The organism is Streptomyces sp. NPDC006326, from assembly GCF_040612915.1.
In the GTDB taxonomy this organism is placed as follows: Bacteria; Actinomycetota; Actinomycetes; order Streptomycetales; family Streptomycetaceae; genus Streptomyces.
Window position 1 is genome coordinate 1 of sequence record NZ_JBEXRC010000014.1, and the last position, 25,220, is coordinate 25,220.

24 protein-coding genes are annotated in these 25,220 nt (G+C 73.9%); 18 read left to right on the forward strand and 6 right to left on the reverse strand.

Going from position 1 to position 25,220, the window contains the following annotated elements; translation table 11 throughout:
• Window positions 1-828 precede the first annotated feature (828 nt).
• From ABZ128_RS13720 to ABZ128_RS13730, 3 genes are read left to right on the forward strand one after another with little or no spacing between them, the layout of a single operon-like run.
• Window positions 829-1,596 carry a hypothetical protein gene (locus ABZ128_RS13720; protein WP_356848260.1) on the forward strand — a complete coding sequence of 256 codons (768 nt, stop codon included), beginning with the start codon at window positions 829-831 and terminating at the stop codon, window positions 1,594-1,596.
• Window positions 1,597-1,643: 47 nt separating this feature from the next.
• Entirely contained in the window at window positions 1,644-2,795 is a 1,152-nt protein-coding gene (gene mycP / locus ABZ128_RS13725) for a type VII secretion-associated serine protease mycosin (protein WP_356848433.1), read from the forward strand.
• Between the two features lie 2 nt (window positions 2,796-2,797).
• The gene (locus ABZ128_RS13730) at window positions 2,798-3,538 is read left to right on the forward strand and encodes an SseB family protein (protein ID WP_356848262.1); all 741 of its coding nucleotides are present in this window, start codon (window positions 2,798-2,800) and stop codon (window positions 3,536-3,538) included.
• Window positions 3,539-3,661: 123 nt separating this feature from the next.
• Here ABZ128_RS13730 and ABZ128_RS13735 read toward each other — a convergent pair whose 3' ends face one another.
• Window positions 3,662-4,048 (reverse strand): DUF1844 domain-containing protein, encoded by a 387-nt coding sequence (locus tag ABZ128_RS13735; protein ID WP_356848263.1) that lies wholly within the window; start codon window positions 4,046-4,048, stop codon window positions 3,662-3,664.
• Window positions 4,049-4,401: 353 nt separating this feature from the next.
• On the opposite strand from ABZ128_RS13735, the gene infC reads away from it, so the two are divergent.
• The 9 genes from infC (at window position 4,402) to ABZ128_RS13780 (ending at window position 14,636) form a co-directional block, all read left to right on the forward strand.
• Window positions 4,402-5,109 carry a translation initiation factor IF-3 gene (gene infC, locus ABZ128_RS13740; RefSeq protein WP_356848434.1) on the forward strand — a complete coding sequence of 236 codons (708 nt, stop codon included), beginning with the start codon at window positions 4,402-4,404 and terminating at the stop codon, window positions 5,107-5,109.
• Window positions 5,110-5,223: 114 nt separating this feature from the next.
• Window positions 5,224-5,418 carry a 50S ribosomal protein L35 gene (gene rpmI / locus ABZ128_RS13745; RefSeq protein ID WP_114056849.1) on the forward strand — a complete coding sequence of 65 codons (195 nt, stop codon included), beginning with the start codon at window positions 5,224-5,226 and terminating at the stop codon, window positions 5,416-5,418.
• 99 nt (window positions 5,419-5,517) lie between these two features.
• Window positions 5,518-5,910: a 50S ribosomal protein L20 gene (gene rplT / locus ABZ128_RS13750; RefSeq protein WP_008741875.1), complete on the forward strand. Its 393-nt coding sequence runs from the start codon at window positions 5,518-5,520 to the stop codon at window positions 5,908-5,910.
• A 129-nt stretch (window positions 5,911-6,039) separates the two neighbouring features.
• On the forward strand, window positions 6,040-6,903 hold the full coding sequence (locus ABZ128_RS13755) for an RNA methyltransferase (RefSeq protein WP_356848265.1): 864 nt from the start codon (window positions 6,040-6,042) through the stop codon (window positions 6,901-6,903).
• A 55-nt stretch (window positions 6,904-6,958) separates the two neighbouring features.
• On the forward strand, window positions 6,959-8,149 hold the full coding sequence (locus tag ABZ128_RS13760) for an ATP-binding protein (protein WP_356848267.1): 1,191 nt from the start codon (window positions 6,959-6,961) through the stop codon (window positions 8,147-8,149).
• A 150-nt stretch (window positions 8,150-8,299) separates the two neighbouring features.
• Window positions 8,300-9,427, forward strand: coding sequence for a phenylalanine--tRNA ligase subunit alpha (pheS, locus tag ABZ128_RS13765; protein ID WP_356848268.1), 1,128 nt, complete (start codon window positions 8,300-8,302; stop codon window positions 9,425-9,427).
• Window positions 9,427-11,955 (forward strand): phenylalanine--tRNA ligase subunit beta, encoded by a 2,529-nt coding sequence (gene pheT / locus ABZ128_RS13770; protein WP_356848270.1) that lies wholly within the window; start codon window positions 9,427-9,429, stop codon window positions 11,953-11,955. The genes pheS and pheT overlap by 1 nt, the downstream gene beginning before the upstream one ends.
• 756 nt (window positions 11,956-12,711) lie before the next feature.
• Window positions 12,712-14,052, forward strand: coding sequence for a transcriptional regulator (locus ABZ128_RS13775; protein ID WP_356848271.1), 1,341 nt, complete (start codon window positions 12,712-12,714; stop codon window positions 14,050-14,052).
• Between the two features lie 53 nt (window positions 14,053-14,105).
• On the forward strand, window positions 14,106-14,636 hold the full coding sequence (locus ABZ128_RS13780) for an NUDIX hydrolase (protein ID WP_356848272.1): 531 nt from the start codon (window positions 14,106-14,108) through the stop codon (window positions 14,634-14,636).
• Window positions 14,637-14,667: 31 nt separating this feature from the next.
• Here the strand turns inward: ABZ128_RS13780 and ABZ128_RS13785 are convergent, their stop codons facing one another.
• The gene (locus ABZ128_RS13785; protein WP_356848274.1) at window positions 14,668-15,561 is read right to left on the reverse strand and encodes a 3-hydroxybutyryl-CoA dehydrogenase; all 894 of its coding nucleotides are present in this window, start codon (window positions 15,559-15,561) and stop codon (window positions 14,668-14,670) included.
• A 154-nt stretch (window positions 15,562-15,715) separates the two neighbouring features.
• On the opposite strand from ABZ128_RS13785, the gene ABZ128_RS13790 reads away from it, so the two are divergent.
• The gene (locus tag ABZ128_RS13790; RefSeq protein WP_356848276.1) at window positions 15,716-17,005 is read left to right on the forward strand and encodes a family 10 glycosylhydrolase; all 1,290 of its coding nucleotides are present in this window, start codon (window positions 15,716-15,718) and stop codon (window positions 17,003-17,005) included.
• Window positions 17,006-17,074: 69 nt separating this feature from the next.
• On the opposite strand, the gene ABZ128_RS13795 is transcribed toward ABZ128_RS13790, so the two are convergent.
• Together ABZ128_RS13795 and ABZ128_RS13800 are read right to left on the reverse strand one after the other, a co-directional pair.
• A complete protein-coding gene (locus ABZ128_RS13795; RefSeq protein ID WP_356848278.1) occupies window positions 17,075-17,272 on the reverse strand; it encodes a DUF1918 domain-containing protein in 198 nt (65 codons plus the stop codon).
• 61 nt (window positions 17,273-17,333) lie between these two features.
• Complete coding sequence (locus tag ABZ128_RS13800) at window positions 17,334-18,290, reverse strand: DMT family transporter (RefSeq protein ID WP_356848280.1); 957 nt, start codon at window positions 18,288-18,290, stop codon at window positions 17,334-17,336.
• Between ABZ128_RS13800 and ABZ128_RS13805 the strand changes: the two genes are divergently transcribed.
• The 3 genes from ABZ128_RS13805 to ABZ128_RS13815 all read left to right on the forward strand — a co-directional run bounded on the left by ABZ128_RS13805 (window position 18,289) and on the right by ABZ128_RS13815 (window position 21,227).
• Window positions 18,289-19,812 (forward strand): PLP-dependent aminotransferase family protein, encoded by a 1,524-nt coding sequence (locus ABZ128_RS13805; protein ID WP_356848282.1) that lies wholly within the window; start codon window positions 18,289-18,291, stop codon window positions 19,810-19,812. The genes ABZ128_RS13800 and ABZ128_RS13805 overlap by 2 nt on opposite strands.
• A gap of 31 nt (window positions 19,813-19,843) precedes the next feature.
• Window positions 19,844-20,419 (forward strand): histidine phosphatase family protein, encoded by a 576-nt coding sequence (locus ABZ128_RS13810; protein ID WP_356848284.1) that lies wholly within the window; start codon window positions 19,844-19,846, stop codon window positions 20,417-20,419.
• Window positions 20,420-20,480: 61 nt separating this feature from the next.
• Window positions 20,481-21,227 carry an N-acetyltransferase gene (locus tag ABZ128_RS13815; protein WP_356848285.1) on the forward strand — a complete coding sequence of 249 codons (747 nt, stop codon included), beginning with the start codon at window positions 20,481-20,483 and terminating at the stop codon, window positions 21,225-21,227.
• 43 nt (window positions 21,228-21,270) lie between these two features.
• Here ABZ128_RS13815 and ABZ128_RS13820 read toward each other — a convergent pair whose 3' ends face one another.
• Both ABZ128_RS13820 and ABZ128_RS13825 read right to left on the reverse strand, forming a co-directional pair.
• Complete coding sequence (locus tag ABZ128_RS13820) at window positions 21,271-21,717, reverse strand: peptidase inhibitor family I36 protein (RefSeq protein WP_356848287.1); 447 nt, start codon at window positions 21,715-21,717, stop codon at window positions 21,271-21,273.
• A gap of 132 nt (window positions 21,718-21,849) precedes the next feature.
• Window positions 21,850-22,857 carry a winged helix-turn-helix domain-containing protein gene (locus tag ABZ128_RS13825; RefSeq protein ID WP_356848288.1) on the reverse strand — a complete coding sequence of 336 codons (1,008 nt, stop codon included), beginning with the start codon at window positions 22,855-22,857 and terminating at the stop codon, window positions 21,850-21,852.
• A gap of 231 nt (window positions 22,858-23,088) precedes the next feature.
• Between ABZ128_RS13825 and ABZ128_RS13830 the strand changes: the two genes are divergently transcribed.
• The gene (locus ABZ128_RS13830; protein ID WP_356848290.1) at window positions 23,089-24,078 is read left to right on the forward strand and encodes a sigma-70 family RNA polymerase sigma factor; all 990 of its coding nucleotides are present in this window, start codon (window positions 23,089-23,091) and stop codon (window positions 24,076-24,078) included.
• A gap of 64 nt (window positions 24,079-24,142) precedes the next feature.
• The gene (gene argC / locus ABZ128_RS13835; RefSeq protein ID WP_356848291.1) at window positions 24,143-25,171 is read left to right on the forward strand and encodes an N-acetyl-gamma-glutamyl-phosphate reductase; all 1,029 of its coding nucleotides are present in this window, start codon (window positions 24,143-24,145) and stop codon (window positions 25,169-25,171) included.
• Window positions 25,172-25,220: the final 49 nt, after the last annotated feature.

Below are 25,220 nucleotides of genomic sequence, written 5' to 3' on the forward strand. Positions count from 1 at the left end.
GTCGCTTCGCGATGGCCTTCGGCCACCCTTGACTGCCCGGCCCGCCCCGGAAAGACAACAGACTGCCGGGAAGCCCCCGAGGAATGGCCGGGGGGACAGATGGACATGCGGGCCCGTCAGCGATGCCCGGGCCGTCTCCGGCTGCCAGTTCCCCATCCGGGGCCGATAGGCCCCTTTTCCGCGGCCACCAGCGCCTCAGATCGCTACGCAGCCGCTCCCGACATAGCGTCCGCGGCCCGTCCGGGGCCGCTCATATACGCGACAGATCGCTACACAGTCAGTCGAGGCTTGGCGTCCGACGACCGTCCGTGGCCCGCTGTGGGGGCCGGCCCGTGCCTCATGACTGGGGCCCTCGGAATTGTGGGGCTGGGGCCGGGCCGCGAGATGTGCGGGTGGGGTGGGGACACTGCGGTGGTGAGTCGAGGATGAGCGGTCACCGCCGGGTCCGTTCGCGATCCCGCCAGGATCCGCGAGCCGAGACGAACTTCCGGAGTGGCACCGCCCCACCACGGACCGGTCCCGTCCCGGGACACTCACCTACCGCGGAGCCCCGCCGGGGCAGATCAACTCCGCCTGGGCGCGTCACCGCCGCGGAGCCGGTCCGCCGGGACCGCCCGTCGGCGGGAGGCGGGCCGTCTGGTCATCCGCCCGGGCAGCCCGCCGCCGCAGAGCCGGCCGGCTCGCACGGATGCGGTTCGGCCGGGACGGCCACCGCCGCCCCGCCCGGGGCACGGGCGGTGGCGGGCCCGTTCGGGTTCCGGCCCGGGGGCCCGAGGGCGCGTAGAGTGGCCGGAGGCAGCCGTACGGAACGGGGGGCGGAGCCGCCGGATGACCACGTCGACACCGCATGCGGTCCTGACCGGGCCCGGCCCGGAGCCCGAACCCGAGCACCACCCCCCGCGGCACCGCCGCCCCACCGCCGCCCCCGTCTGCGCCCTCCTCGGCCTCGTCCTCCTCTGCGGCGCCGCCCTCACCGCCTGGGCCGACCACCGCGCCGCGCACCGCCCCCCGACCGCCGAGGCCGTCTACCGCCGCGCCGGCTCCCTCTGGCGGGCCACCCCCGTCGACACCCTCTTCCCGCCCGTCCTCGCCGGCCCCGATGCCGGCCCCGGCGGCGCAGACCGGACCTGGACCCGCGTCGCCCTGGCCCCCGACGCCGAGTGCGGCCCGGCACTGGCCCCGGCCTGGCAGGCGGCCCTCGTCCCCACCGGCTGCACCCGCGTCCTGCGCGCCACCTACACCGACGCCACACGCAGCTCCCTCGTCACCGTCGGGATGGTGTTCACCCCCGCCGACGCCGCCGACATGGCCGCCCTCAGCGGCCACTTCACCGCGCCCCCGGGCTTCGGCTTCGCGGACGGCCGGCGCGCCGCCTGGACGGCGTCCGTGCTGCCCGAGGGCCCGATCGTCCTGTACACCGTCTCGGCCTTCACCGACGGCCGCCCCGTGGACGCCCCCCGCCCCGCCGAGGAGGCCATGCGCAAGGACGCCACCGGAGCCGTCGCCCAGGCGGGCCTCGGCCACGAGGCCAAGGCCGTCGCCACGGCCATGGAACGCACCGTCCAGGCCCTCGCCGCCCCGGAGCCCGCCCGGTGACCACGGCCCCTACCACCCGCGCCTCCACCCTCACCGCCCTCACGGCCCTGGCCGCCCTCTTCGTCGGCACCACCGCGCCCCCCGCCTCCGCCGACACCATCCGCGACCGCCAGTGGGGACTGACGGCCCTGCGCGCGCAGGAGGCCTGGGGCACCACCCAGGGCGACGGGGTCACCGTCGCCGTCCTCGACACCGGGGTCGACTCCACCCACCCCGACCTCGCCGGACAGGTACTCGAAGGCGCCGACCTGATCGGCATGGGCGCCGGCCGCGGCGAACGCTCCTGGGCCCGGCACGGCACCGCCATGGCCGGGATCATCGCCGGGCACGGCCACGGCCCCGGCCGCGGCCAAGGCGTCCTCGGCATCGCACCGCAGGCCAGGATCCTCCCGGTCCGCGTGATCCTGGAGGAGGGCGACCCCGGCCGGGCCAAGGCCCGCGAGACCAAGGGCGGCGCCCTCGCCGACGGCATCCGCTGGGCGGCCGACCACGGTGCGGACGTGATCAACCTCTCCCTCGGCGACGACAGCGACTCCGCCCACCACGAGGCCGCCGAGGACGAGGCGGTCCAGTACGCCCTCGCCAAGGGCGTGGTGGTCGTCGCCTCGGCGGGCAACGGCGGCCGCCAGGGCGACCACGCCTCCTACCCGGCGGCGTACCCCGGGGTCATCGCCGTCACCGCCGTGGACCGGGCGGGCCGGAAGGCGGCCTTCTCGACCCGCAACTGGTACGCCACCGTCAGCGCCCCCGGCGTCGACGTGGTCATCGCCGACCCCGACCGCTCCTACTACGAGGGCTGGGGCACCAGCGCCGCGGCGGCCTTCGTCTCCGGCGCGGCGGCCCTCGTGAGGGCCGCCCACCCGGACCTGTCCCCGGCCCAGGTCAAGAAGCTGCTGGAGGACACCGCCTCGGACGCCCCGGCCGGCGGCCGGGACGACTCCCGCGGCCACGGCCTGGTGGACCCCGTCGCCGCCCTCCGGACGGCCGGGCAGCTGCACCCCGAGCCGCCCGTCCCCGCCCCGGTCGCGGCGGGGTCGCCCTACTTCGGCCCCGGCCCCGAGCCGGTGGCCGCGCCGGGGCCCGGCCACCGCCTCGCCGCCACCGCGGCCGCGTTGGCGGGCGCGGCCCTGCTGGTCCTGGCCGCCGTACTGGCCCGGCGGCCGCGGAGCGTACGCCGGGAGCGGGATACAGTCGGGTAACTGTGGCGAACAAAAGCATTCCCGACCCCGGTTTCTCCGACGACGACGGCTCCGCCGACCCCCGGCTGAGCGCGGCCCTGGCCGCCTGGTCGCAGGACAGAGCGAAGGAACCGGAGGTACTGGCCGCGCTCAAGGACGCCCGCCTGCTGGTCCCGGTCGTCGCCGTCCTCGGCGAGGTCGAGACCGACCCGGAGACCGGGCTGAAGCGGGAGAAGACCAGCGACATGGCCGTCCCGACCCTGCGGGCGGGGGAGCGGCGGGCACTGCCCGCCTTCACCTCCATCGCCTCGCTGGCCCTCTGGGACCCCGCCGCCCGGCCCGTGGCCGTCCCCCTGCACCAGGCGCTGGCCGCCGCCGCGCACGAGAAGGCCGACACCGTCGTACTGGACCTGGCCGGGCCGGTCACCTACCAGCTCACCGGCTCCGCCCTGCTCGCACTGGCCGAGGGCCGTACCGACGCCGACCCGCTCGCCGACCCCGCCGTACGGGAGGCGGTACGGGCCGTCGTGTCCGCGGAGCCGACCGTACTCCGCGCCCACCTGGGTCCCGGCGGGGCGGACGCCGACGGCACCCTGGCGATCGTGCCGGCCACGCCGGGGCAGGCCCCCGAGGCGGCCCGGCGGGTCGCGCAGGCGCTGGCGGCCGACGAGACCCTGCGGGCCCGGCTGGTGCGCGGGCTGGACCTGGCGCTGCTCCCGGCGGCGGCCCCGGCCCCGCCCGGCGAGCCGCTCTTCTCCCGCTGAGCCGACTGAGCCCGCTGAACTCCGCCGAGGCGGCGTACACGCAGAGGGGCCGGGGCGATCGCCCCGGCCCCTCCCTGTTGCGGGCCCGCCCGGGGCGCGCTGCCGTCCGCGGACGGCGACGGCTCAGCCGAAGACGGGTCCCGTGAACTTCTCGCCCGGCCCCTGCCCGGGCTCGTCCGGCACCAGGGAGGCCTCGCGGAAGGCCAGCTGCAGCGACTTCAGGCCGTCGCGCAGCGGGGCCGCGTGGAAGGAGCTGATCTCGGTGGCGCTCGCCGTGACCAGGCCCGCGAGAGCGGTGATCAGCTTGCGGGCCTCGTCGAGGTCCTTGTGCTCGGAGTCCGGCTTGTCCAGGCCCAGGTTGACCGCCGCGGCGCTCAGCAGGTGCACGGCCACCGTGGTGATCACCTCGACGGCGGGCACGTCCGCGATGTCGCGGGTCATGGCGTCGTAGTCGGGGGCGTCCGGCGTGCTGCCGGCGTCGGTGGCGGGGGTGGGGGTCGCGTCAGTCATGCCTCACACGATAAGCCGGTCGGCGCTGGTCCCCGACCGGGCACCGGATGAGCGGACCCGGTGCGGAATGCTATATTGGGCTGACGACCGGCCGGAGACGCATGTCACCGGCCCACAAGTGGAGGCTCCGCTCTCCCACCTGACCGTCCTCCGGGGCGGCGGGTCACCGGTCAGGCGGCATCCATCGTTCCGTACGGACGATGGAAAGCTGCCCGAGTCTGCGCCCCGCGGTTCGCACGCGGCGGTGCTCCGGTTGTTTTGGAGCCCCCGCCTGTGCCCGGCGGGGCATTTTTCGTGTTCCGCCGCGGTTGGTCTGACGACAAATGACGTCAGCGGCTGTCTGCCAGACAGTCGTGTGGTGCTACCGAGGAGGATCCATCAGCACCGAGCCCCGCATCAACGATCGGATTCGTGTCCCTGAGGTGCGACTCGTCGGTCCCAGCGGCGAACAGGTGGGCATCGTCCCGCTTGCGAAGGCGCTTGAGCTCGCGCAGGAGTACGACCTGGACCTGGTCGAGGTCGCGGCGTCTGCACGCCCGCCGGTCTGCAAGCTCATGGACTACGGCAAGTTCAAGTACGAGTCGGCCATGAAGGCCCGTGAGGCGCGCAAGAACCAGGCGCACACGGTCATCAAGGAAATGAAGCTCCGGCCGAAGATCGACCCGCACGACTACGACACCAAGAAGGGTCACGTCGTTCGGTTCCTCAAGCAGGGCGACAAGGTCAAGATCACGATCATGTTCCGTGGTCGCGAGCAGTCCCGGCCGGAACTCGGCTACCGACTGCTGCAGCGTCTGGCTTCGGACGTCGAGGACCTCGGGTTCATCGAGTCGAACCCGAAGCAGGACGGCCGAAACATGATCATGGTCCTCGGTCCGCACAAGAAGAAGACCGAGGCGATGGCCGAAGCCCGCGAGGCGCAGGCCGCCCGCAAGGCCGAGCGCCAGGGTGTCGCCGCCGACGAGGCTCCCGCGAAGGAAGCCGCCGTCGAGGAGGGCACCGAGGTCGCCTCTGCCGAGGACACCGAGGCCGCCTCTCCCGAGGCACCCGCCGAGGCCTGATCCGAGGCCTGATCCGAGCCAGCCTGTCCCGGATCACCGACACAACATGACGCTCCCGCAAGCCGGTCCACCCGGACCGGTGGGGAGCGCCACCGACGAGGAGATAACGGCGCCATGCCGAAGAACAAGACGCACAGCGGTACCAAGAAGCGCTTCAAGGTCACCGGCTCCGGCAAGGTGCTCCGCGAGCGCGCCGGCAAGCGCCACCTGCTCGAGCACAAGTCGTCCAAGCTGACGCGTCGCCTCACCGGCAACGCCGAGATGGCCCCGGGCGACGCCGCGAAGATCAAGAAGCTTCTCGGCATCTGACGTCTCCGCTCCCTTCCGGAGCGGGACGCCATGACCGGGACCCCATCGAATTTCGGGCCGTGTGAACACACCCGCGGCCCCGCTACAAGGAGTTAAAAAGTGGCACGCGTCAAGCGGGCAGTAAACGCCCACAAGAAGCGCCGGGCGATCCTCGAGGCGGCCTCCGGCTACCGCGGTCAGCGTTCGCGCCTGTACCGCAAGGCCAAGGAGCAGGTCACCCACTCGCTGGTCTACAACTTCAACGACCGCAAGAAGCGCAAGGGCGACTTCCGTCAGCTGTGGATCCAGCGCATCAACGCCGCTGCCCGCCAGAACGGCATGACGTACAACCGCCTCATCCAGGGTCTGAAGGCCGCCAACATCGAGGTGGACCGCAAGATCCTCGCGGAGCTGGCCGTCAACGACGCCAACGCGTTCGCCGCCCTCGTCGAGGTCGCGCAGAAGGCCCTCCCGGCCGACGTGAACGCCCCGAAGGCCCCCGCCGCCGCCTAAGCGTCACGCTTCGCGCAGCAAGCCTCCACTGGCTTCAGCCCGGACCCGCAGGCCCCGTGCCTGCGGGTCCGGTGCGTTGACGTCCCACCTGTCTCCACCCGCAGTACGTACGGAAGCGAGCCGACCGCCATGGGTACCCCCGCCCCCGCCGAGCTGATCTCACCCCGGTCCCCGAGGGTGGCCGCCGCCAGGCGGCTCGCGCGGCGCAACTTCCGCACCAAGGAGCGCCGGTTCATCGCCGAGGGCCCCCAGGCCGTGCGCGAGGCCGTCGAGCACCGCGGAGCGGCGGGCGCGACCCTGATCGAGCTCTTCGCGACGGTCGAGGCGGCGGAGCGGTACAGCGGGATCATCGACGCCGCGCTGGCCGCCGGGGCCCGCGTGCACTACGCCTCCGACGAGGTGCTCGCCGAGGTCTCCCAGACCGTCACCCCGCAGGGGCTGGTCGGCGTCTGCCACTTCCTCGACTCGCCCTTCGAGGACATCCTGAAGGCCGAGCCCAAGCTCGTCGCCGTCCTCGCCCACGTCCGCGACCCGGGGAACGCCGGCACCGTGCTGCGCTGCGCGGACGCCGCGGGCGCCGACGCGGTCGTCCTCACCGACGCCTCCGTGGACCTGTACAACCCCAAGTCCGTCCGGGCCTCGGTGGGCTCCCTCTTCCACCTGCCCGTCGCCGTGGGCGTCCCCGTGGAGCAGGCCGTCGCGGGCCTGCGGGCCGCCGGCGTACGGATCCTCGCCGCGGACGGGGCCGGGACGGACGACCTCGACGCCGAGCTGGACGCGGGCACCATGGGAGGCCCCTCGGCCTGGGTGTTCGGCAACGAGGCCTGGGGCCTGCCCGAGGAGACCCGGGCGCTCGCCGACGCCGTCGTACGGGTCCCGATCCACGGCAAGGCCGAGAGCCTGAACCTCGCCACGGCCGCCGCGGTGTGCCTGTACGCGTCCGCGCGTGCACAGCGGGCGCCCGGAGGGTGCCGCTCCGTGACCCCCAGCTAGTAATGTGGCGGCGCGGGGGCCCACTGCGCTACTCGGAAATGTGGGGTACGGGGACATGACCGTCGGGACGAACAGCTCGCCAGGGGCCGCGAAGGCGGCCGGGACACCCACCCTGGCGGCCGTGCCCCCGCAGACCGCGGGCCGCGCCGGACAGGGCGCCGGGCCCGCGGACTTCGCCGGCCTCGGGATCGACCCCGACGACCTGCCCGACGGGCTCGTCGTCGCCGACCACACCGGCCGGGTGATCTGCTTCAACTCCGCCGCCGCCCGGATCACCGCCCTGGCCCCGGCCGAGGCGCTGGGCGCCCGGATCGAGCGGGCGCTGCCCCTGGAGGACCTCGACGGCCGCCGCTGGTGGACGCTGACGGACCCGTACGGGGGCCTGGCCACCCGCCGCGGGCAGCCCGAGCGGAACCTGCTCCTGCCCGGCGGCCGCGAGGTGCTGGTCTCCGCCCGGTACGTGCGCACCCACCCCACCGGCCCGCTGCGCCGCCTCGTGGTCACCCTGCGGGGCACCGAGGCCCGCCGGCGCACCGAGCGCAGCCACGCGGAGCTGATCGCCACCGTCGCGCACGAGCTGCGCTCCCCGCTCACCTCGGTCAAGGGGTTCACGGCGACCCTGCTGGCCAAGTGGGAGCGGTTCACCGACGACCAGAAGCGCCTGATGCTGGAGACCGTCGACGCGGACGCGAACCGGGTCACCCGGCTGATCGCCGAACTCCTCGACATCTCCCGCATCGACTCCGGCCGCCTCGAAGTGCGCCGCCAGCCCGTGGACATCGCCACCGCCGTCGGCCGCCACGTCCAGGCGCTCACCGCGAACGGCCAGGCCCCCGACCGGTTCCTCGTACGGGTGAGCCGTTCGCTCCCCGATCTGTGGGCCGACCCGGACAAGATCGACCAGATCCTCGGCAACCTCCTCGAAAATGCGGTGCGGCACGGCGAGGGAACGGTCACCATCGACGTGTCGCCGACCAGCCTGACGAACGCAGCGGGCAAGACCGAGGAGGGAACCGCCGTCACCGTGACCGACGAGGGCCCCGGGATCCCCGAGGAGTCGATGGGCCGCGTCTTCACCCGCTTCTGGCGGGGCAGCAAGCGCGGCGGCACCGGCCTGGGCCTGTACATCGTCAAGGGCATCGTGGAGGCCCACGGCGGCGCCATCACGGTCGGCCGCGGCCCCGGCGGCGGCGCCGAGTTCCGATTTATCCTGCCCGTCGGCGCGCCGGCGTACCTCACGCAGTAACCCTGCGGAGCGTCTCGCCAAGCGGCCCACGGGCTCCTTCACCCCCGGCGACCTTTAGACTCGTCCTTTGGCACCTTTGTGTCTCTGTGTCGACGGTCTGATCGCGCCGTACGGGGACCCACCAGCCAGCCATCGGAAGTACGGGAAGAGATGTCGGCACCGAACAAGTCGTACGACCCTGTCGAGGTCGAGGCACTGAAACCGGAAGAGATCGAGCGCATGCGGGACGAGGCGCTCGCCGCCTTCGCGTCCGCCGGCGACCTCGACGCGCTGCGCGAGGCGAAGAGCGCGCACATGGGTGACCGCTCGCCCCTGGCGCTCGCCAACCGCGAGATCGGCGCCCTGCCGCCGCACGCCAAGGCCGAGGCCGGCAAGCGCGTGGGCCAGGCCCGTGGGGCGGTGAACAAGGCCTTCGGGGCCCGCACCGTCGAGCTTGAGCGTGAGCGCGACGAGCGGGTGCTGGTCGAGGAGGCGGTGGACGTCACGCTGCCCTACGACCGCGTCCCGTCCGGCGCCCGCCACCCGCTGACCACGCTGATGGACCGCATCGCGGACATCTTCGTCGGCATGGGCTACGAGGTCGCCGAGGGCCCCGAGGTGGAGGCGGAGTGGTTCAACTTCGACGCCCTCAACTTCACGCCCGACCACCCGGCGCGCCAGATGCAGGACACCTTCTTCGTCCAGGGGCCGGCCGGCACCGAGGGCGACGAGTCCGGCGTCGTGCTGCGCACCCACACCTCCCCGGTGCAGGCGCGCTCCCTGCTGGAGCGCAAGCCGCCCGTGTACATCGTGTGCCCCGGCCGCGTGTACCGCACCGACGAGCTCGACGCGACCCACACCCCGGTGTTCCACCAGGTCGAACTGCTCGCCGTCGACGAGGGCCTGACCATGGCCGACCTCAAGGGCACCATGGACCACATGGTCCAGGAGCTGTTCGGCGAGGGCACGACCACGCGCCTGCGTCCGCACTTCTTCCCGTTCACCGAGCCGTCCGCCGAGATGGACATGCAGTGCTACGTGTGCCGCGGCGAGTCGGTGGGCAACCCCGACCGCCCCTGCCGTACCTGCTCCAGCGAGGGCTGGATCGAGCTGGGCGGCTGCGGCATGGTCAACCCCAAGGTGCTCATCGCCTGCGGCGTCGACCCGGAGAAGTACAGCGGGTTCGCCTTCGGGTTCGGCATCGAGCGGATGCTGATGTTCCGTCACAACGTTGAAGACATGCGAGACATGGTCGAGGGAGACGTTCGTTTCACCCGGCCGTTCGGGAGTGAGATCTGATGCGCGTCCCGCTTTCCTGGCTGCGGGAGTACGTCGACCTCCCCGCGGGTGAAACCGGTCGCGACGTCGCGGCCAAGCTCGTCGACGCGGGCCTTGAGGTCGAGACCGTCGAGCAGCTCGGCGCCGGGCTCAAGGGCCCGCTCGTCGTCGGTCAGGTGCTGACCATCGAGGAGCTGGAGGGCTTCCGCAAGCCGATCCGCTTCTGCACGGTCGACGTCGGCCGGGCCAACGGCACCGGCGAGCCGCAGGAGATCGTCTGCGGCGCCCGGAACTTCTCCGTGGGCGACAAGGTCGTCGTGGTCCTGCCCGGCGCGGTCCTGCCTGGCGACTTCGCGATCGCCTCGCGCAAGACGTACGGCAGGACCTCGCACGGCATGATCTGCTCCGGCGAGGAGCTCGGCATGGGCGACGACGGCACGCACGGCATCATCGTGCTGCCGCCGGAGCACGAGGTCGGCACCGACGCGATCGAGCTGCTCCAGCTCGTCGACGAGGTCCTCGACATCGACATCACCCCGGACCGCGGCTACTGCATGTCCATGCGCGGCGTGGCCCGCGAGGTGGCGACCGCGTACGGCCTGCCGCTGCGCGACCCGGCCCTGCTGGACGTGCCCGCCCCCAACTCGTACGGCTACCTCGTCAAGATCGACGACCCGGCGGGCTGCGACCGCTTCACCGCCCGCACCGTCACCGGTCTCGACCCCGAGGCGCGCTCCCCGATCTGGCTCACCCGCCGCCTGCAGAAGGCCGGCATGCGCCCGATCTCGCTCGCCGTCGACATCACCAACTACGTGATGCTGGAGCTCGGCCAGCCGCTGCACGCGTACGACCGCTCGCGCCTCGACGGCGCCATCGGCGTCCGCCGGGCCGAGCAGGGCGAGAAGTTCACCACCCTCGACGGGGTCAAGCGCACGCTCGACGCCGAGGACCTGGTGATCACCGACAACAGCGGGCCGATCGGTCTCGCCGGTGTCATGGGCGGTGCCAACACCGAGATCGCCGACTCCGTGACCGACCCCGAGACCGGCCAGGTCACGGGTACCACGGACGTGGTCATCGAGGCCGCGCACTTCGACTCGGTGTCGATCTCGCGCACCGCCCGCCGCCTCAAGCTGTCCTCCGAGGCGTCCAAGCGCTTCGAGCGGGGCGTGGACCCGCAGGCCGCCGCGGCGGCCGCGCAGCGGACCGTCGACCTGCTGGTGCTGCTCGCGGGCGGCACCGCCGAGGCCGGCGTCACCGAGCTCACCGCGCCGGGCGCCCCGCGCACCATCGCGATGCGCGCGGACCACCCGGACCGGGTCGCGGGCATGGACTACGGCCGCGAGACCGTCGTCCGCCGCCTCCAGGAGGTCGGCTGCGACGTCTACGGGCAGGACGAGCTCGTCGTCACCGTCCCCTCGTGGCGGCCCGACCTCGCCGAGCCGAACGACCTCGCCGAGGAGGTTATCCGGCTGGAGGGCTACGGCAACCTGCCGTCGACCCTCCCGCAGGTCCCCTCCGGCCGCGGCCTGACCGCCCGGCAGCAGCTGCACCGCCGGGTCGGCCGGGCGCTGGCCGGCGCGGGCTACGTCGAGGCGCTCAGCTACCCGTTCCTCGGTGAGGGCGTCTTCGACCAGCTCCAGCTGCCCGCGCACGACGCGGCGCGCCAGGTTGTCAAGCTGGTCAACCCCATCTCCGACGAGGAGCCGGCGCTGCGCACCACGCTGCTGCCGGGTCTGCTGGGTGCGCTGCGCCGCAACGAGAGCCGCGGCAGCCACGACCTGGCCCTCTTCGAGACCGGTTCGGTCTTCCGGGTCGGCGAGCAGCCGGGCGTCGCCGTGCGGCTGCCGGTCGACCGGCGTCCCACGGACGAGGAGATCGCCACGCTGAACGCCGCCCTGCCGGCGCAGCCGCGGTACGCCGCGGTCGCGCTGGCCGGTGCGCGCGAGCAGGCCGGCTGGTGGGGCAAGGGCCGCCCGGCGGACTGGGCGGACGCCGTCCAGGCCGCGCGGGTGCTGGCCGTCGAGGCCGGGGCCGAACTGGTGGTCCGCCAGGGCCAGTACGGTCCCTGGCACCCTGGCCGCTGCGCCGAGCTGGTCGTCACCCTCGACGGGGTGGAGCAGGTCATCGGCCACGCCGGCGAGCTGCACCCGCGGGTGGTCAAGGCGATGGGCCTGCCGGCCCGCACCAGCGCCATGGAGCTCGACCTCGACCGCCTCGCGGCGGCCGGCGGCCGGCCCGTGGAGGCGCCCCGGATCTCCACCTTCCCGGTGGCGACCCAGGACGTCGCGCTGATCGTCGACGCGTCGGTGCCGGCTGCGTCGGTGGAGGCGGCCCTGCGCAAGGGCGCGGGCGAACTCCTCGAATCGCTGCGGCTGTTCGACGTGTTCACCGGTGAGCAGGTCGGGGAGGGCAAGAAGTCCCTGGCGTACGCGCTGCGCTTCCGCGCGACCGACCGCACGCTGACGGCCGAGGAGTCCACGGCGGCCCGCGACGCGGCGGTGGCGCTGGCCGCTGAGCGTACGGGGGCGGTGCTGCGGGGCGCGTAGCCGCTGCCGCGGCCGCTGCCGCTGCCTTTCCGAGGGGCGCACCCGAAGCCGGGCTGCGCCCCTCACCCCTTCCCGGCGCCGCTGCGGGGGCGTGCCCCGGCTGCGCCGGGTGCCCTGGGGCTCCGCCCCAGACCCCGCGCCTCAAACGCTGGCGGGGCTGGTTTGTGCCCCGGGGCGCCGTGCCTTCAGCGAAGGCGGGGCTGGTGTGTGCCTGCGGGCGCCGCTGCGCGAGCGTGCCCCGGCTGCGCCGGGTGTCCTGGGGCTCCGCCCCAGACCCCGCGCCTCAAACGCCGGCGGGGCTGGATTTGCCCCCGAGCCCGTGCCTTCAGCGCAGGCGGGGCTGGATTGCGCCGAGCCCGTGCCTTCAGCGCCGGTGGGGAGACGACGGGTGCCGGGCGGCGCACCGGGTCTCGGTGGGAAGGCCCGGTGCGCTTGCGGCCCGGTTCCGGCCGGAGCCCGGCGACCAACCGGGCGCCGGCGGAACCGCGGCGCGCCGCCCGCCTGCCATGGAGTGTCGGGCAGACAGCAGAACGGGCGGCGCCTTGCCGGGTCGTCGCACTGTACGAGGGGGAGCCGACGACCCGAGCGGCCTCTTGGCGAGGCCCTTAAGTGAAGCGCCCCGAGCGGCCGTTGCGGCAGAGTGCGTATCGCATTTATGCGCGTACTCACTTCACACCCTGTGTGAATCGGACGCAGTACACCTCGTGTGAACGCCGGAACCACTAGCCTGAAGGGGACGAGCCCTTGGAGGGGCCCATGCAGCCCAATGCCCTGCTCGACGCCCTCCTCGCCGAGGCGGGCATGTCCCACGCCGGACTCGCCGCGCACGTGAACCAGGCGGGCCGGTCCCGGGGACTCGCCCTGCGCTACGAACACACCGCGGTCACCCGGTGGTTGAAGGGCCAGCGGCCCCGCGGCCAGGTGCCCGACCTGATCTGCGAGGTGCTCGGCGGCCGGCTGGGGCGCCCGGTGTCGCTGGACGACGTCGGATTCGGCGTGCCCGGCCAGCCCCTGGCCCCGCACGCCTCCCCGCTCAGCGGCTTCGTCGACCGCGCCGCCGCCCTGTGGCGCTCCGACGACCAGGGCCGCTACCAGCTGCTCACCGCCGAGGCGGTCACCGGCACGCCCGCCGTGATACCCGTCTGGGAGTGGGAGAACCCGCCCGAGGACGCCGACGTCTCGCGCGACGGGCCGAACCGGATCGGACCCGAGCACATCGAGATCCTGCGGGCCGCCCGCGCCCACTACGAGGTCATGTACCGCCGGGCCGGGGGTGTGGCCACCCGGGCCCGGATCGTCCGCTTCCTCGGCAGCGAGACCGCGCCCATGCTGCGCGGGAGTTACTCCGACAGCCTCGGCCGCAAGCTGCACCGGGCCACCGGTTCCCTCGTGGCGGTGGCCGGGATCTGCGCGTACGACTCCGACGCCCACGGGCTCGCCCAGCGCTACTTCCACCAGGCCCTGCGGCTGGCGAAGGCGAGCGGCGACCGCGGCCTCGGCGCGTACGTGATCGCGCTGATCGTCAACCAGAGCCTGCACCTGCGGGAGTACCGGCAGGCCGTCGCCTTCGCGGAGGCCGCGCTGCGCGCCGCGGGCCGGCACACCACCCCGGCCCTGGCCGCCGACCTGTACGCCATGCAGGCCAAGGCCTACGCCCAACTCGGCGATCCCGCAGCCGCCTTGGCCTGCATTCGGCACGCCGAGGCGGCGGCCGAGCGGATCCGGCCCGGTACGGAGCCCGACGAGACGGGGTACGTGCAGCCCGGGCTCGTCAACGTACAGGTGGCGGAGGCGCTGCTCAGCCTCGGCGACCTCGACGCCGCTCACGAGCAGGCGACGGCGGCCGTCGGCACGCCCGCGCACGACCGGGGCCGGGTCCACCGGCTGGCGATGCTGTGCGAGATCCAGTTGCGCCAGGGCGAGGCGGACCGCGCGGTGGCGGCGGCCGCCGAAATGGCCGAGCGGGCCACGGGGATGGAGTCGCTGCGGCTGCGCGACCGGCTGCGGGCGGTCCGCGAACAGCTGCTGACCAGCGGGTGTTCGGGTGCCCAGGAGACCGCTCAGCTCATCGACGGGGCGCTGCGCGTTCCGCTGTGACCGCCTCAGCTGCTGCCATGTTGCCACCAACGGATGCGGAAGGTGGCAGAACCGTGCAGTGGACGAACCTGAGTGAGCAGACCGTGTACAAGAACCGGTGGTTCGACGTGAACCTCGCGGATGTGGAACTCCCCGACGGCCGGCACCTGGACCACTTCGTGATCCGGCTGCGGCCGGTCGCCGTCGCCACCGCCGTGAACGAGGCGAACGAGGTGCTGCTGCTGTGGCGCCACCGCTTCATCACGGACAGCTGGGGCTGGGAACTGCCCGCGGGCGTGGTGGAGGACGGGGAGGACATCGAGAGCGCCGCGGCCCGGGAGATGGAGGAGGAGTCGGGCTGGCGGCCCGGCCCCCTGCACCATCTGATGACCGTGGAGCCCGCCAACGGGCTGACCGATGCCCGCCACCACCTCTACTGGGCGGACGGCGCGACGTACACCGGTCATCCGGAGGACGATTTCGAGTCCTCGCGGCGCGAGTGGGTGCCGCTCAAACTCGTGCCGGACATGATCGCGCGCGGCGAGGTCCCGGCCGCCAACATGGCGGCCGGACTCCTCCTCCTGCACCACCTGCGGCTCGGCTGACCGCGGACGGGCCCCGTCAGCCGCAGGGGATTCAGCCGTACGGGTAGAAGCCCGAGCCGGTCTTGCGGCCGAGACGGCCCGCGTCGACCATCCGCTGGAGCAGCGGGGGAGCGGCGTACAGCGGCTCCTTGTACTCGGCGTACATCGAATCGGCGATCGAGACGATGGTGTCCAGGCCGATCAGGTCGGACAGCTTGAGCGGGCCCATCGGGTGGGCGCAGCCCAGCTCCATGCCGTTGTCGATGTCCTCGCGGCTGGCGATGCCGGACTCGAACATCCGGATCGCGGAGAGCAGGTACGGGACGAGGAGCGCGTTGACGACGAAGCCCGACCGGTCCTGGGCGCGGACGGCGTGCTTGCCCAGCACGTCGCCCACCAGGGCCTCGGCCCGCTTGACCGTCTCCTCGCCCGTGGTCAGCGCGGGGATCAGTTCGACGAGCTTCTGCACCGGGGCCGGGTTGAAGAAGTGGATGCCGATGACCTGGTCCGGCCGCGAGGTCGCGACGGCCAGCTTGACCAGCGGGATCGAGGAGGTGTTCGAGGCGAGGATCGCGTCCGGGCGGGTGACCACCTGGTCGAGGACCTGGAAGATCTCCGTCTTGACCTGCTCGTTCTCGACGACCGCCTCGATGACCAGGTCGCGGTCGGCGAACTCGCCGAGATCGGTGGTGAACGTGAGGCGGGCCAGGGTGGCGTCCCGCTCCTCCTCCGTGATCTTGCCGCGTTCGGCGGCCTTCGTCAGGGAGTTGTGCAGCCGGGTGCGTCCGATCTCCAGGGCCTCGCCTGTGGTCTCGGCGACCTTCACCTCAAGGCCGCTGCGGGCGCACACCTCCGCGATGCCCGCACCCATCTGGCCACAGCCCACTACGCCGACTCGTGTGATGTCGGAAGGGAGGTCAGTCACTTCGTGCCTTTCGCTGCTCATCCGTCGGCGGGTCCCCCGTGGGTGCAGTGGTAACTGCGGTCCGGCGCCCGCCACGCCCCCCGACGTTACCCCCGACCTTGGCCCCGGTGGCGTGCCGGGGCGGGCATGCTGACTCCACGCGAGGCAATGTCACGGAACGGAACGGAGTCGTCACATGACGTACATCGGACGGCGGATGCTGCTGGCGGGGGCCGCCGGCGCACTGGCCGGCACCGCCGCGGGCCCGGCGGGGGCCGCACAGCGGGCGGAGGGGGCCGGCCGGGGGGCGGCTCCGCGTGAGCGGGGCGGAGCCGGCAGGGCCGGGGGCGCCGGAGCGGCCGCAGCGGAGTTCCGGGGCATGTGGATCGCCTCGGTGGAGAACGTCGACTGGCCCTCCGAGTCCGGGCTGAGCGCGGGAGCCCAGCAGAGCGAGCTGCTCGACCTCCTCGACACCGCCGTCGAGCGCCGGCTCAACGCGGTGGTCCTCCAGGTGCGGCCGGCCGCGGACGCGATGTGGCCGGCCGCCCGTGAGCCCTGGTCGCAGTGGCTGACCGGGGAGCAGGGCGTGGATCCCGGCTGGGACCCGCTGGGCACGGCGGTCCGGGAGGCCCGGGCCCGCGGGCTGGAGCTGCACGCCTGGTTCAACCCGTACCGGGTGGCGAACCACACCGACCCCGACCGGCTGAGCGAGGGCCATCCGGCCCGCCGCAACCCCGACTGGACGGTCGCGTACGGCGGGAAGCTGTACTACAACCCCGGGCTGCCCGAAGTGCGCGCGTTCGTGCAGGAGGCCATGCTCGACGCCGTCTCGCGCTACGCCGTGGACGGGGTGCACTGGGACGACTACTTCTACCCGTATCCCGTGGAGGACGAGTACTTCGACGACGACGACGCCTACCAGCGGCACGGGGGCGGCTTCGGCTCCCGGGAGGACTGGCGCCGCGACAACACCGACACCCTGGTGCGGGAGATGTCCGCCCGGCTGCGGGCGCTGCGCCCCGGGGTGCGGTTCGGCATCAGCCCCTTCGCCATCTGGCGCAACCGCGACCGCGACCCCCTCGGCTCGGCCACGCAGGCGGGGGTGGCCACGTACGACGACCTGTACGCGGACACCCGCAAGTGGGTCAAGGAGGGCTGGATCGACTACGTCGTGCCGCAGGCGTACTGGCCCATCGGCCACCCGACCGCGGACTACGCGAAGATCGTCCCCTGGTGGGCGCAGACCGTCGCCGGCACGGGCGTGGACCTGTACGTGGGGGAGGCGCTGTACCGGTGCGACGCGGACAGCGACACCGAGGCCTGGCGCGACCCGGCGGAGCTGTCCCGGCACCTGCAGTTCGCGCGCGGATACGCCGAGGTCCGCGGTCACGTCTACTTCTCGGCGAAGCAGGTGGTCGCGGACCCCAATGGAGCGATGGCCAGGGTCGTTGCCGACCATTACCCGACGACGGTGCCGCCGCGCTGAGCGGCCGCCGGTCGTGTGTCCTGTGGCGTGTGGCGGGGCGTGTGCGGGTGGGCTGCAGTCGATGTGCAGTCAGTGTGCGGGCTCGGCGGGGTGCTTGACGACGCAGTCGGGGCCCGGGGACATGACGGCCTCGTGGCCGTCCGAGAAACGGACCCGGTAGGGAGGGGTGCCGTTTTCGCCGAGTACCTGAGTGATCTCACCGACCTTGTCGTGCTGCCCGACGACCCTGCCGTGCTGCACGAGCTGGTCTCCCTCGGTCGCGCGCATTGCTGACCTCCTCGGAGGCGGTCTGGTTCCGGTGACAGCAGTTTACGGCGATTCGGGTGGATTAAGCCCGCTGGGTGACGGCGATGCAGACGAGGACGGCGCAGGCGGCGGCCGGGGCTGCCGGGGAGAGGTGTTCACCGAGCAGGGCGACCGACCAGACCAGGGTCAGCAGGGGCTGCGCGAGCTGGAGCTGGCTGGCCCTGGGGGCGCCGATCTCCGCCATGCCCCGGTACCAGACGTACAGGCCGAGGAAGGTGGAGCCGGCGGCCGCCCAGAGCAGGCCCGCCACCCCGTGGCCGGTGAGGTGCACCGGCTCGTACGCCAGGCCCAGCGCGGAGCCGGCCAGGCTGAGCGGCAGGCACAGCACCAGCGCCCAGCCGATCACCTGCCAGCCGGGCAGGACGCGGGCGAGGCGTCCGCCCTCGGTGTAGCCGGCCGCACAGACCAGCAGGGCTGCGAACAGGTAGCCGTCGCCCGCGGAGAGGGCGCCGCCGCTCTGCGTCAGGGTGAAGCCGAGGACGACGCCGGCCCCGGCGAGGGCGGCGCCCCAGAACCGGCGCGAGGGGCGGGCCCCGGTCCGCAGCGCGGACAGCGTGGCGGTCGTCAGCGGGAGCAGGCCGACCACGACGGCGGCGTGCGAGGTCGTGGCGGTGGTGAGGGCCAGGGTGGTGAGCAGCGGGAATCCCACGACCACTCCGCCGGCGACCACGGCCAGCCCCGCCCAGTGCTCGCGGCCGGGCAGCGGGACCCGCCCGGCGAGCAGGAACCCGCCCGCGATCACGGCGGCGAGCACACTGCGCACGGCGACGAAGGACCAGGGGCCGAAGCTCTCCAGGCCCCAGGCGGTGGAGGGGAAGGTCAGGGAGAAGGCGACCACGCCGAGCGAGGCGAGGGCGGTACCGCTTCCGAGCCGTGCCCCGCCGAGCCGGGCCCCGCGGGCCGGGGCGGACGCGGTAGCGGCGGGGCGGGCCCCGACCGCTATCGAGGTCGAGCGAGTAGCGCTATTCTGTGCTGTCATGTACGAGAGTAGCAGTGTGGCGGCACTGGCAGAAACGCTGCGGTCGGAGCTCGACCGCTACCCGGTGGGCGGAAAGCTCCCGTCGAGCCGGGCCCTCGTCGAGCGCTACCGGGTCAGTCCCGTCACCGTCTCCCGCGCCCTCGCACGGCTCGCCTCCGAGGGGCTCGTCGTCACCCGGCCCGGCGCCGGGGTGTTCCGGGCGGCCCCGCGCACGGCCGGGCACGCCCCCGGCGACACCTCCTGGCAGGAGGTCGCCCTCAGTGCCGAGGGCGCGGGCGAGGTGATACCGCGCGCCGTGGACGCCTCCGGGGTGCTGAACTCCCTGGCCGCGCCGCCGCCCGGGGCGATCGAGCTCAACGGCGGCTACCTCCATCCCTCGCTGCAGCCCGAGCGGGCCATGGCCGCAGCCCTCGCCAGGGCCGGCCGGCGCCCCGGCGCCTGGGGCCGGCCGCCCCTGGAGGGGCTGCCCGAGCTGCGCGCCTGGTTCGCCCGGGAGATCGGCGGCCCGGCGGGCGCCCTCACCGCCGCCGACGTCCTGGTCACCGCGGGCGGACAGAGCGCGCTGACCACCGCCCTGCGCGCGCTGGCCCCGCCGGGGGCGCCCGTGCTCGTCGAATCCCCGACCTACCCGGGCCTGCTGTCCATCGCCCGTGCCTCCGGATGCCGGCCGGTGCCCGTGCCCATGGACGCCGAGGGGGTCCGCCCGGAGCTGCTGGCCGCCGCGTTCGAGGCCACCGGGGCGCGGGTCTTCGTATGCCAGCCGCTCTTCCAGAACCCGACGGGGGCGGTGCTGGCCCCCGCGCGGCGCTCGGAGATCCTGCGGATCGCCCGCGCCGCCGGGGCCTTCGTCGTCGAGGACGACTACGCCCGCTCCCTGGCCCACGAGGACTGCGGGCTGCTGCCGGCCACCCTCGCCGCCGAGGACGCCGACGGGGTCGTCGTCCACGTCCGCTCCCTCACCAAGGCCACCTCGGCCAGCCTGCGCGTGGGCGCCCTCGCCGCGCGCGGGCCGGTGCTGGAGCGGCTGCGCGCCATCCAGGTGGTGGACAGCTTCTTCGTGCCCCGGCCCTTGCAGGAAGCCGCCCTGGAGCTGGTCGGGGCGCCCGCGTGGCCCCGCCACCTGCGGGCCGTCGCCACCGCTCTGCGCCACCGGCGGGACGTGCTCGCCGGCGCACTGCGGCGGGAGCTGCCCGAGCTGGAACTGTCCCATCTGCCCACGGGCGGGTACCAGTTGTGGGTCCGCGTGGCCGCCGGGGACGACGACGCGGCCTTCGCGGCGGCGGCCCTGCGCGCCGGTGTCGCGGTCGCGCCCGGCCGCCCGTACTTCTGTGCGGAGCCGCCGGGCGCCTACGTCCGGCTCAGCTTCGCCGGGGTCTCCGGCACGGCAGAGCTGCACGAGGCGGTCCAGCGGCTGCGCGAGGGGCTCGCCGATGCCGCCGGCGGTCGCGCCGGCGTCCGCGGTGACGCCCAGGGCGGCGCCTTGGGCCATGCCCCCGGCCATGCCCTCGGTCGAGACGCTTGACCGCATGCGGCAAGCGGCTCACCATCGCCGCATGAATGTTCGGGTTTCGCTGGTGGCCGCAGCCCGTGGCTGCTCGCTGCTCGCCGAGCGCTTCGACGACGACCGCCCGCTGGACGTGGCCGGCTGGCGCGCGGTCGAGTCCGCCGCCCACGGGCTCGTCCCCCTCGGCGCCGCCGAGCTGCGCTACTGCTCGCCGACCCCGCGCAGCCGGGCCACGGGCCAGGCCCTCGGCTACGCCCCGCTCGCGCAGCCCGCGCTGCGCGAGTGCGACATGGGCCGCTGGCGCGGGCTGACGCTGGCCGAGGTGGCGGAGCGCGAGCCCGGGGCGGTGGACCTCTGGCTCAGCGATCCCCTGGCCGCCCCGCACGGCGGCGAGTCCCTGCTCGCCTTCATCTCCCGCATCGGCGGCTGGCTGGACAGCCGGCCCGCGGACGACGGCGGGGCCATCGTGGCGGTAGCCGAGCCGTCGGTGCTGCGGGCCGCGCTGGTGTACGCGCTGAGGGCGGCCCCGCTGACCTACTGGAGCGTGGACGTCCGACCGCTGTCCACGGTCACCCTGACCGGCTGGTCGGGCCGCTGGCACCTGTCGCTGCCGGCCCCCGCGTAGGGCGCGGAGCCGATGGTCAATTCGGTGGAGGCGGAGCCGGAGAGCGGCTTAGCCTGCGGGCATGACCGACCTTGTGATCACCACGCTCGCCGAGCGTCCCGAACTGGCCGGCCGGCTCTGGGACATGCAGGACTCCTGGCCGGAGTTCTCCCGCCACGACCCGGTCGGCTGGCTCCTGTACCCGCGGATGGTGACGGAGCTGGCGCCGTACGTCCTGGTCGCGACGGACGGCGACGAGGTGATCGGCCGCGGGTTCAGCGTGCCCTTCGCGCAGCACGCGAAGGGCCGTGACGGGGTGCTGCCCCCGCGGGGCTGGGACCAGGTCCTCCTGTGGGCCTTCTCCGACCTGCGGCGCGGGATCACCCCGGACACGGTCAGCGCCATCGAGATCAGCATCGCCGCCGGCCGGCAGGGCGAGGGCCTGTCCGGGCGGATGCTGTCGGTGATGCGCGAGAACGCCCGCGCCCGCGGCTTCACCGAGGTGGTGGCCCCGGTCCGCCCGAGCGGCAAGCCGGCCGAGCCGGACACCCCGATCCAGGAGTACGCGTACCGCACCCGCGCGGACGGCCTGCCGTACGACCCGTGGCTGCGCGTCCACGCCCGCGCGGGGGCGGTCATCGATTCGGTCGCCCCCTTCTCGATGACGATCACCGGCACCCTCGCGGAGTGGCGCGCGTGGACCGGCCTCCCCTTCGACACCCCGGGCCCGGTCCACGTCCCGGGCGCCCTGACCCCGGTCCGCTGCGAACCGGAGCAGGGCTACGCGGTGTACGTGGAACCGAACGTCTGGGTCCGCCACCGGCTGTGAGGGACCCGGCTGACGGATCCGGCCCGCGGGGGGATCCGGCTGTCTAGGAGCCCTTGTACGAGCCGATCGGCGTCGCCGTCCCGCAGGAGGAGGAGCCCAGTTTCGCCACGGACGAGATCCGGTCGTGGAGCCCGAACCAGTCGCCGAGCTTCGAGACCGAATAGCCCGGCCGTACGCAGTACTTGGCTCCGCCGTAGTACGCGTCGACGTACACGTACCAGGAGACGCTGTTGCGGTTCCACAGCGAGTCGAACCGGTCGTTGTCCCCGCCCAGGGCCGGCGCGGAGGCCGTGTAGGCGGTGAAGATGCCGGCGTAGCCGGCGTCGGACCAGGCGCACAGGCGGTTGTCCGCGCACTGGGCGGCGCTCGCCGACGCGGGCGCCTGGGCCGTGGCGAAGGCGACCGCCGCGGCGCCCAGCAGGACCGCCGCCCGTTGCAGGGCGCGGCGCGGGCGGGACGTCCTACGCGGTGAACTCGGCGCAGCAGTCATGCTCGTACTCCTCTTCCGTCTTCTCTGGCTTCTTCTCCGGCTGCCTTTCCCCGGGCCGTGGTGCCCGTCGGGAAGGCCGAGAGGAAGCCTGGGGCCGGCCGGCCGCCGGCGGCCATGCCCTTAAGCCACGGCTTAAGGGCAGGTCCCGCGGAGCAGTTCCCGGCCCAGGGGGGTCGTGACGTGCAGCACGGATCCCCCGCGGCGGCTGGTGGTGATGAGCCCGGCACCGCGCAGCGCCTTCGCGTGCTGGCTGGCCGCCGCCGGGGTGACGCCGAGCCGCCGGGCCAGCTCGGTGGTGCCGCAGCCTTCCGCGACGAGGTGCAGGGCGGCGGCCCGGGTGCGCCCCAGCAGGGCGCCGAGGCCCGCGCCGTCGGCCGGGCCGCGCCCGGGCCACAGCGCGGAACCGGTCTCGGGGCCGGTCACGGCCGGTACGGTCAGCCGCGGTACGGCCTCGTCGTCGTACGGGTCGTACAGCAGGCTGAGTTCGCGCCAGGAGAACACCGTCGGCGCGAGGACCAGCCCCCGCCCGCCCAGGTGGACTTCGACCGCGCGCGGGTGGCGCACCTCCAGCACGGGCGGGAGCCAGCGCACCAGCGGCGGGCACAGCGAGGCGAGCAGCCCCTCGACGCCTTCGTCGAGGAAGGTCCGGGCGTACTGGGCGCGCACCGCGTCGAGCCGTGACCGGCAGGCGGACCAGTACGGCCCGACGGCCGCCCGGTGGCAGGCCGCGAACGCCGCCGCCAGCTGCCGCCGGGCCCCGCCGTCCCCCTCGGCCAGGCTCCGCGCCCAGGCCGTGTGGGCGGGGTCGAAGGCGACGGCCTCCACCTCGCGGCGGACCCGGGCCCGGGGTGCCCGCAGCAGCCCGTCGACGGCGTGCTCCGGGTCGGGCGAGTCACCGGCCAGCGCCAGCAGGTCGAGTCCGGGGCCGCGGGCCGGCAGCAGGGCGGTGAGAGGCGCCGTGTCCTGCGCCGTGTCCTGCACCAGGCGCCCGGCCACTTCCGCGCGCCACCGGCGGAACGGCACCGGGCAGGAGCGCCTGCCCAGCATCTCCAGGCTGTAGTACGTCTCCGCCGCGGCCCCGACGGTGCCGGCGACCCGGGTGCGGGCGAGATCGTCCGCGGTGAAGTGGATGCGCAACACCCCTGACCCCCGTCACGGTGCGGCGGCGCGGGCGGACTCGGCGCCGCGCGGCAGCCGCTTTCGCGGGCACACCACCATGGTGGGATGCCACCGCGAGGCCTTCAATGCCCTTTCCGGCCCTCTTGCGCCCCGTCAGGCCCGCCGCTCCGGATCCCGTCGGCCACTGGGCCCGCGGCCATTGGGCAGGCAAGATCAGGTATCCGGGAACCATCTGACTCGGAGGGGTGCGGCATGGGGGACACGGAGGAGTCCGGCGCGGCGGCGCAGGGGCTTGAGGAATACCGGGGGGAGCTGACCGGGTACTGCTACCGGATGCTGGGCTCGTACGCGGAGGCCGAGGACGCCGTGCAGGAGACGCTGGTCCGGGCGTGGCGGGGCGCCGACCGCTTCGAGGGCCGGTCGTCGCTGCGGTCGTGGGCCTACCGCATCGCCACCCGCGTCTGTCTGGACGCCCTCGCCTCGGGCAAGCGGCGGGCGCTGCCGATGGACCTGTCCGGCCCGAGCGAGGGCGGCACGCCGCCGGCACCCCCGGAGGACTCCGAGCTGTGGGTGGGACCCTGTCCCGGCCAGGACCCGGAGGCGGCGGCGACGACGGGCGAGTCGGTGCGGCTGGCGTTCGTGGCCGCGCTGCAGCACCTGCCGCCCAGGCAGCGGGCCACGCTGATCCTGCGGGACGTCCTGGGCTTCTCGGCGCGCGAGGTCGCCGACCTGCACGGCTCCACCGTCGCCTCGGCCAACAGTGCTCTGCAGCGGGCCCGCGCCACGCTGGCCGAGCGCCGCCGGGAGTCGGACGGGCCGGCCGCCCGGCCGTCCGACGTGCACGTCCGCCGGGTGCTGGCCGAACGGTACGCCACGGCCTTTTCCCGGTACGACATGGAGGAGCTGAACATGCTCCTCCATGTCGACGCCACGTTGTGCCTGCCGCCGTACGCGAAGTGGATGCGCGGTGTGCCCGACATCCGGGCGTGGCTCACCGGTCCCGCGATCGGCTGCCGCGGCTCACGGCTGGTCCCGACCGTGGCGAACGGCTCCCCGGCCTTCGGCCAGTACCGTCCCCGCCCGGACGGCACCGGCTACGTACCGTGGGCCCTGCAGGTCGTCGAGTTCTCCGGCGACCGGATCACGGGCATCACGGCCTTCCGTGACACCGGTCGCCTCTTCCCGCTCTTCGGCCTGCCGGGCAGCCTGGGTCAGGACGACCGGCCAGGCTCTCGTGCCTGACTGCATACCCTTTGCATAAAAGTGCAGCGGTACGTATAGTCATGCCATCGAGGAGGAGGGTCCGATGGTGGTTCGTGTAGCGGTGGCCGGAGCGAGCGGGTACGCAGGCGGAGAGGTCCTGCGGCTGCTCCTCGCCCATCCCGAGGTGGAGATCGGCGCGCTGACCGGCAACTCCAACGCCGGACAGCTCTTCGGCACCCTCCAGCCGCACCTGGTCCCGCTCGCGGGTCGCACCCTGGAGGCGACCACGCCCGAGGTCCTGGCCGGGCACGACGTCGTGTTCCTGGCGCTGCCGCACGGGCAGTCCGCCGCCGTCGCCGCCCAGCTCGGCGACGAGGTGCTCGTCGTCGACATGGGCGCCGACCACCGGCTGAAGGACTCCGCCGACTGGGACCGGTTCTACGGCGCCCCGCACGCCGGCACCTGGCCCTACGGGCTCCCCGAGCTGCCCGGCGGCCGCGCCGCGCTGGAGGGCACCAAGCGCATCGCCGTTCCCGGCTGCTTCCCCACCGCCGTCTCGCTCGCGCTGTACCCGGCCTACGCCGCGCAGCTCGCCGAGCCGGAGGCCGTGATCGTCGCGGCCACCGGCACCTCCGGCGCCGGAAAGGCCCTCAAGCCGCACCTGCTCGGCTCCGAGGTCATGGGATCGGTGAGCCCCTACGGCGTGGGCGGCGGCCACCGGCACACCCCCGAGATGGTGCAGAACCTCTCCCCGCTCGCCGGAGAGCGGGTCAGCGTCTCCTTCACGCCGACCCTCGTGCCCATGTCCCGCGGCATCCTCGCCACCTGCTCCGCGACGGCCCGCCCCGGCACCACCGCCGAGGCGGTCCGGGCGGCGTACGAGAAGGCGTACGCGGACGAACCCTTCGTCCACCTGCTCCCGGAGGGCCAGTGGCCGGCCACCGCCTCCGTCCAGGGTTCCAACGCCGTCCAGATCCAGGTCGCGTACGACGAGTCCGCGCAGCGGATCATCGCCATCAGCGCCATCGACAACCTCACCAAGGGCACCGCCGGCGGTGCCGTGCAGAGCATGAACATCGCCCTCGGGCTCCCCGAGGGCCTGGGACTTTCCACGACCGGAGTGGCTCCGTGAGCGTCGCACGCGCAGCCACCGGGCTGACCGTGCGGAAGACGACGACGGC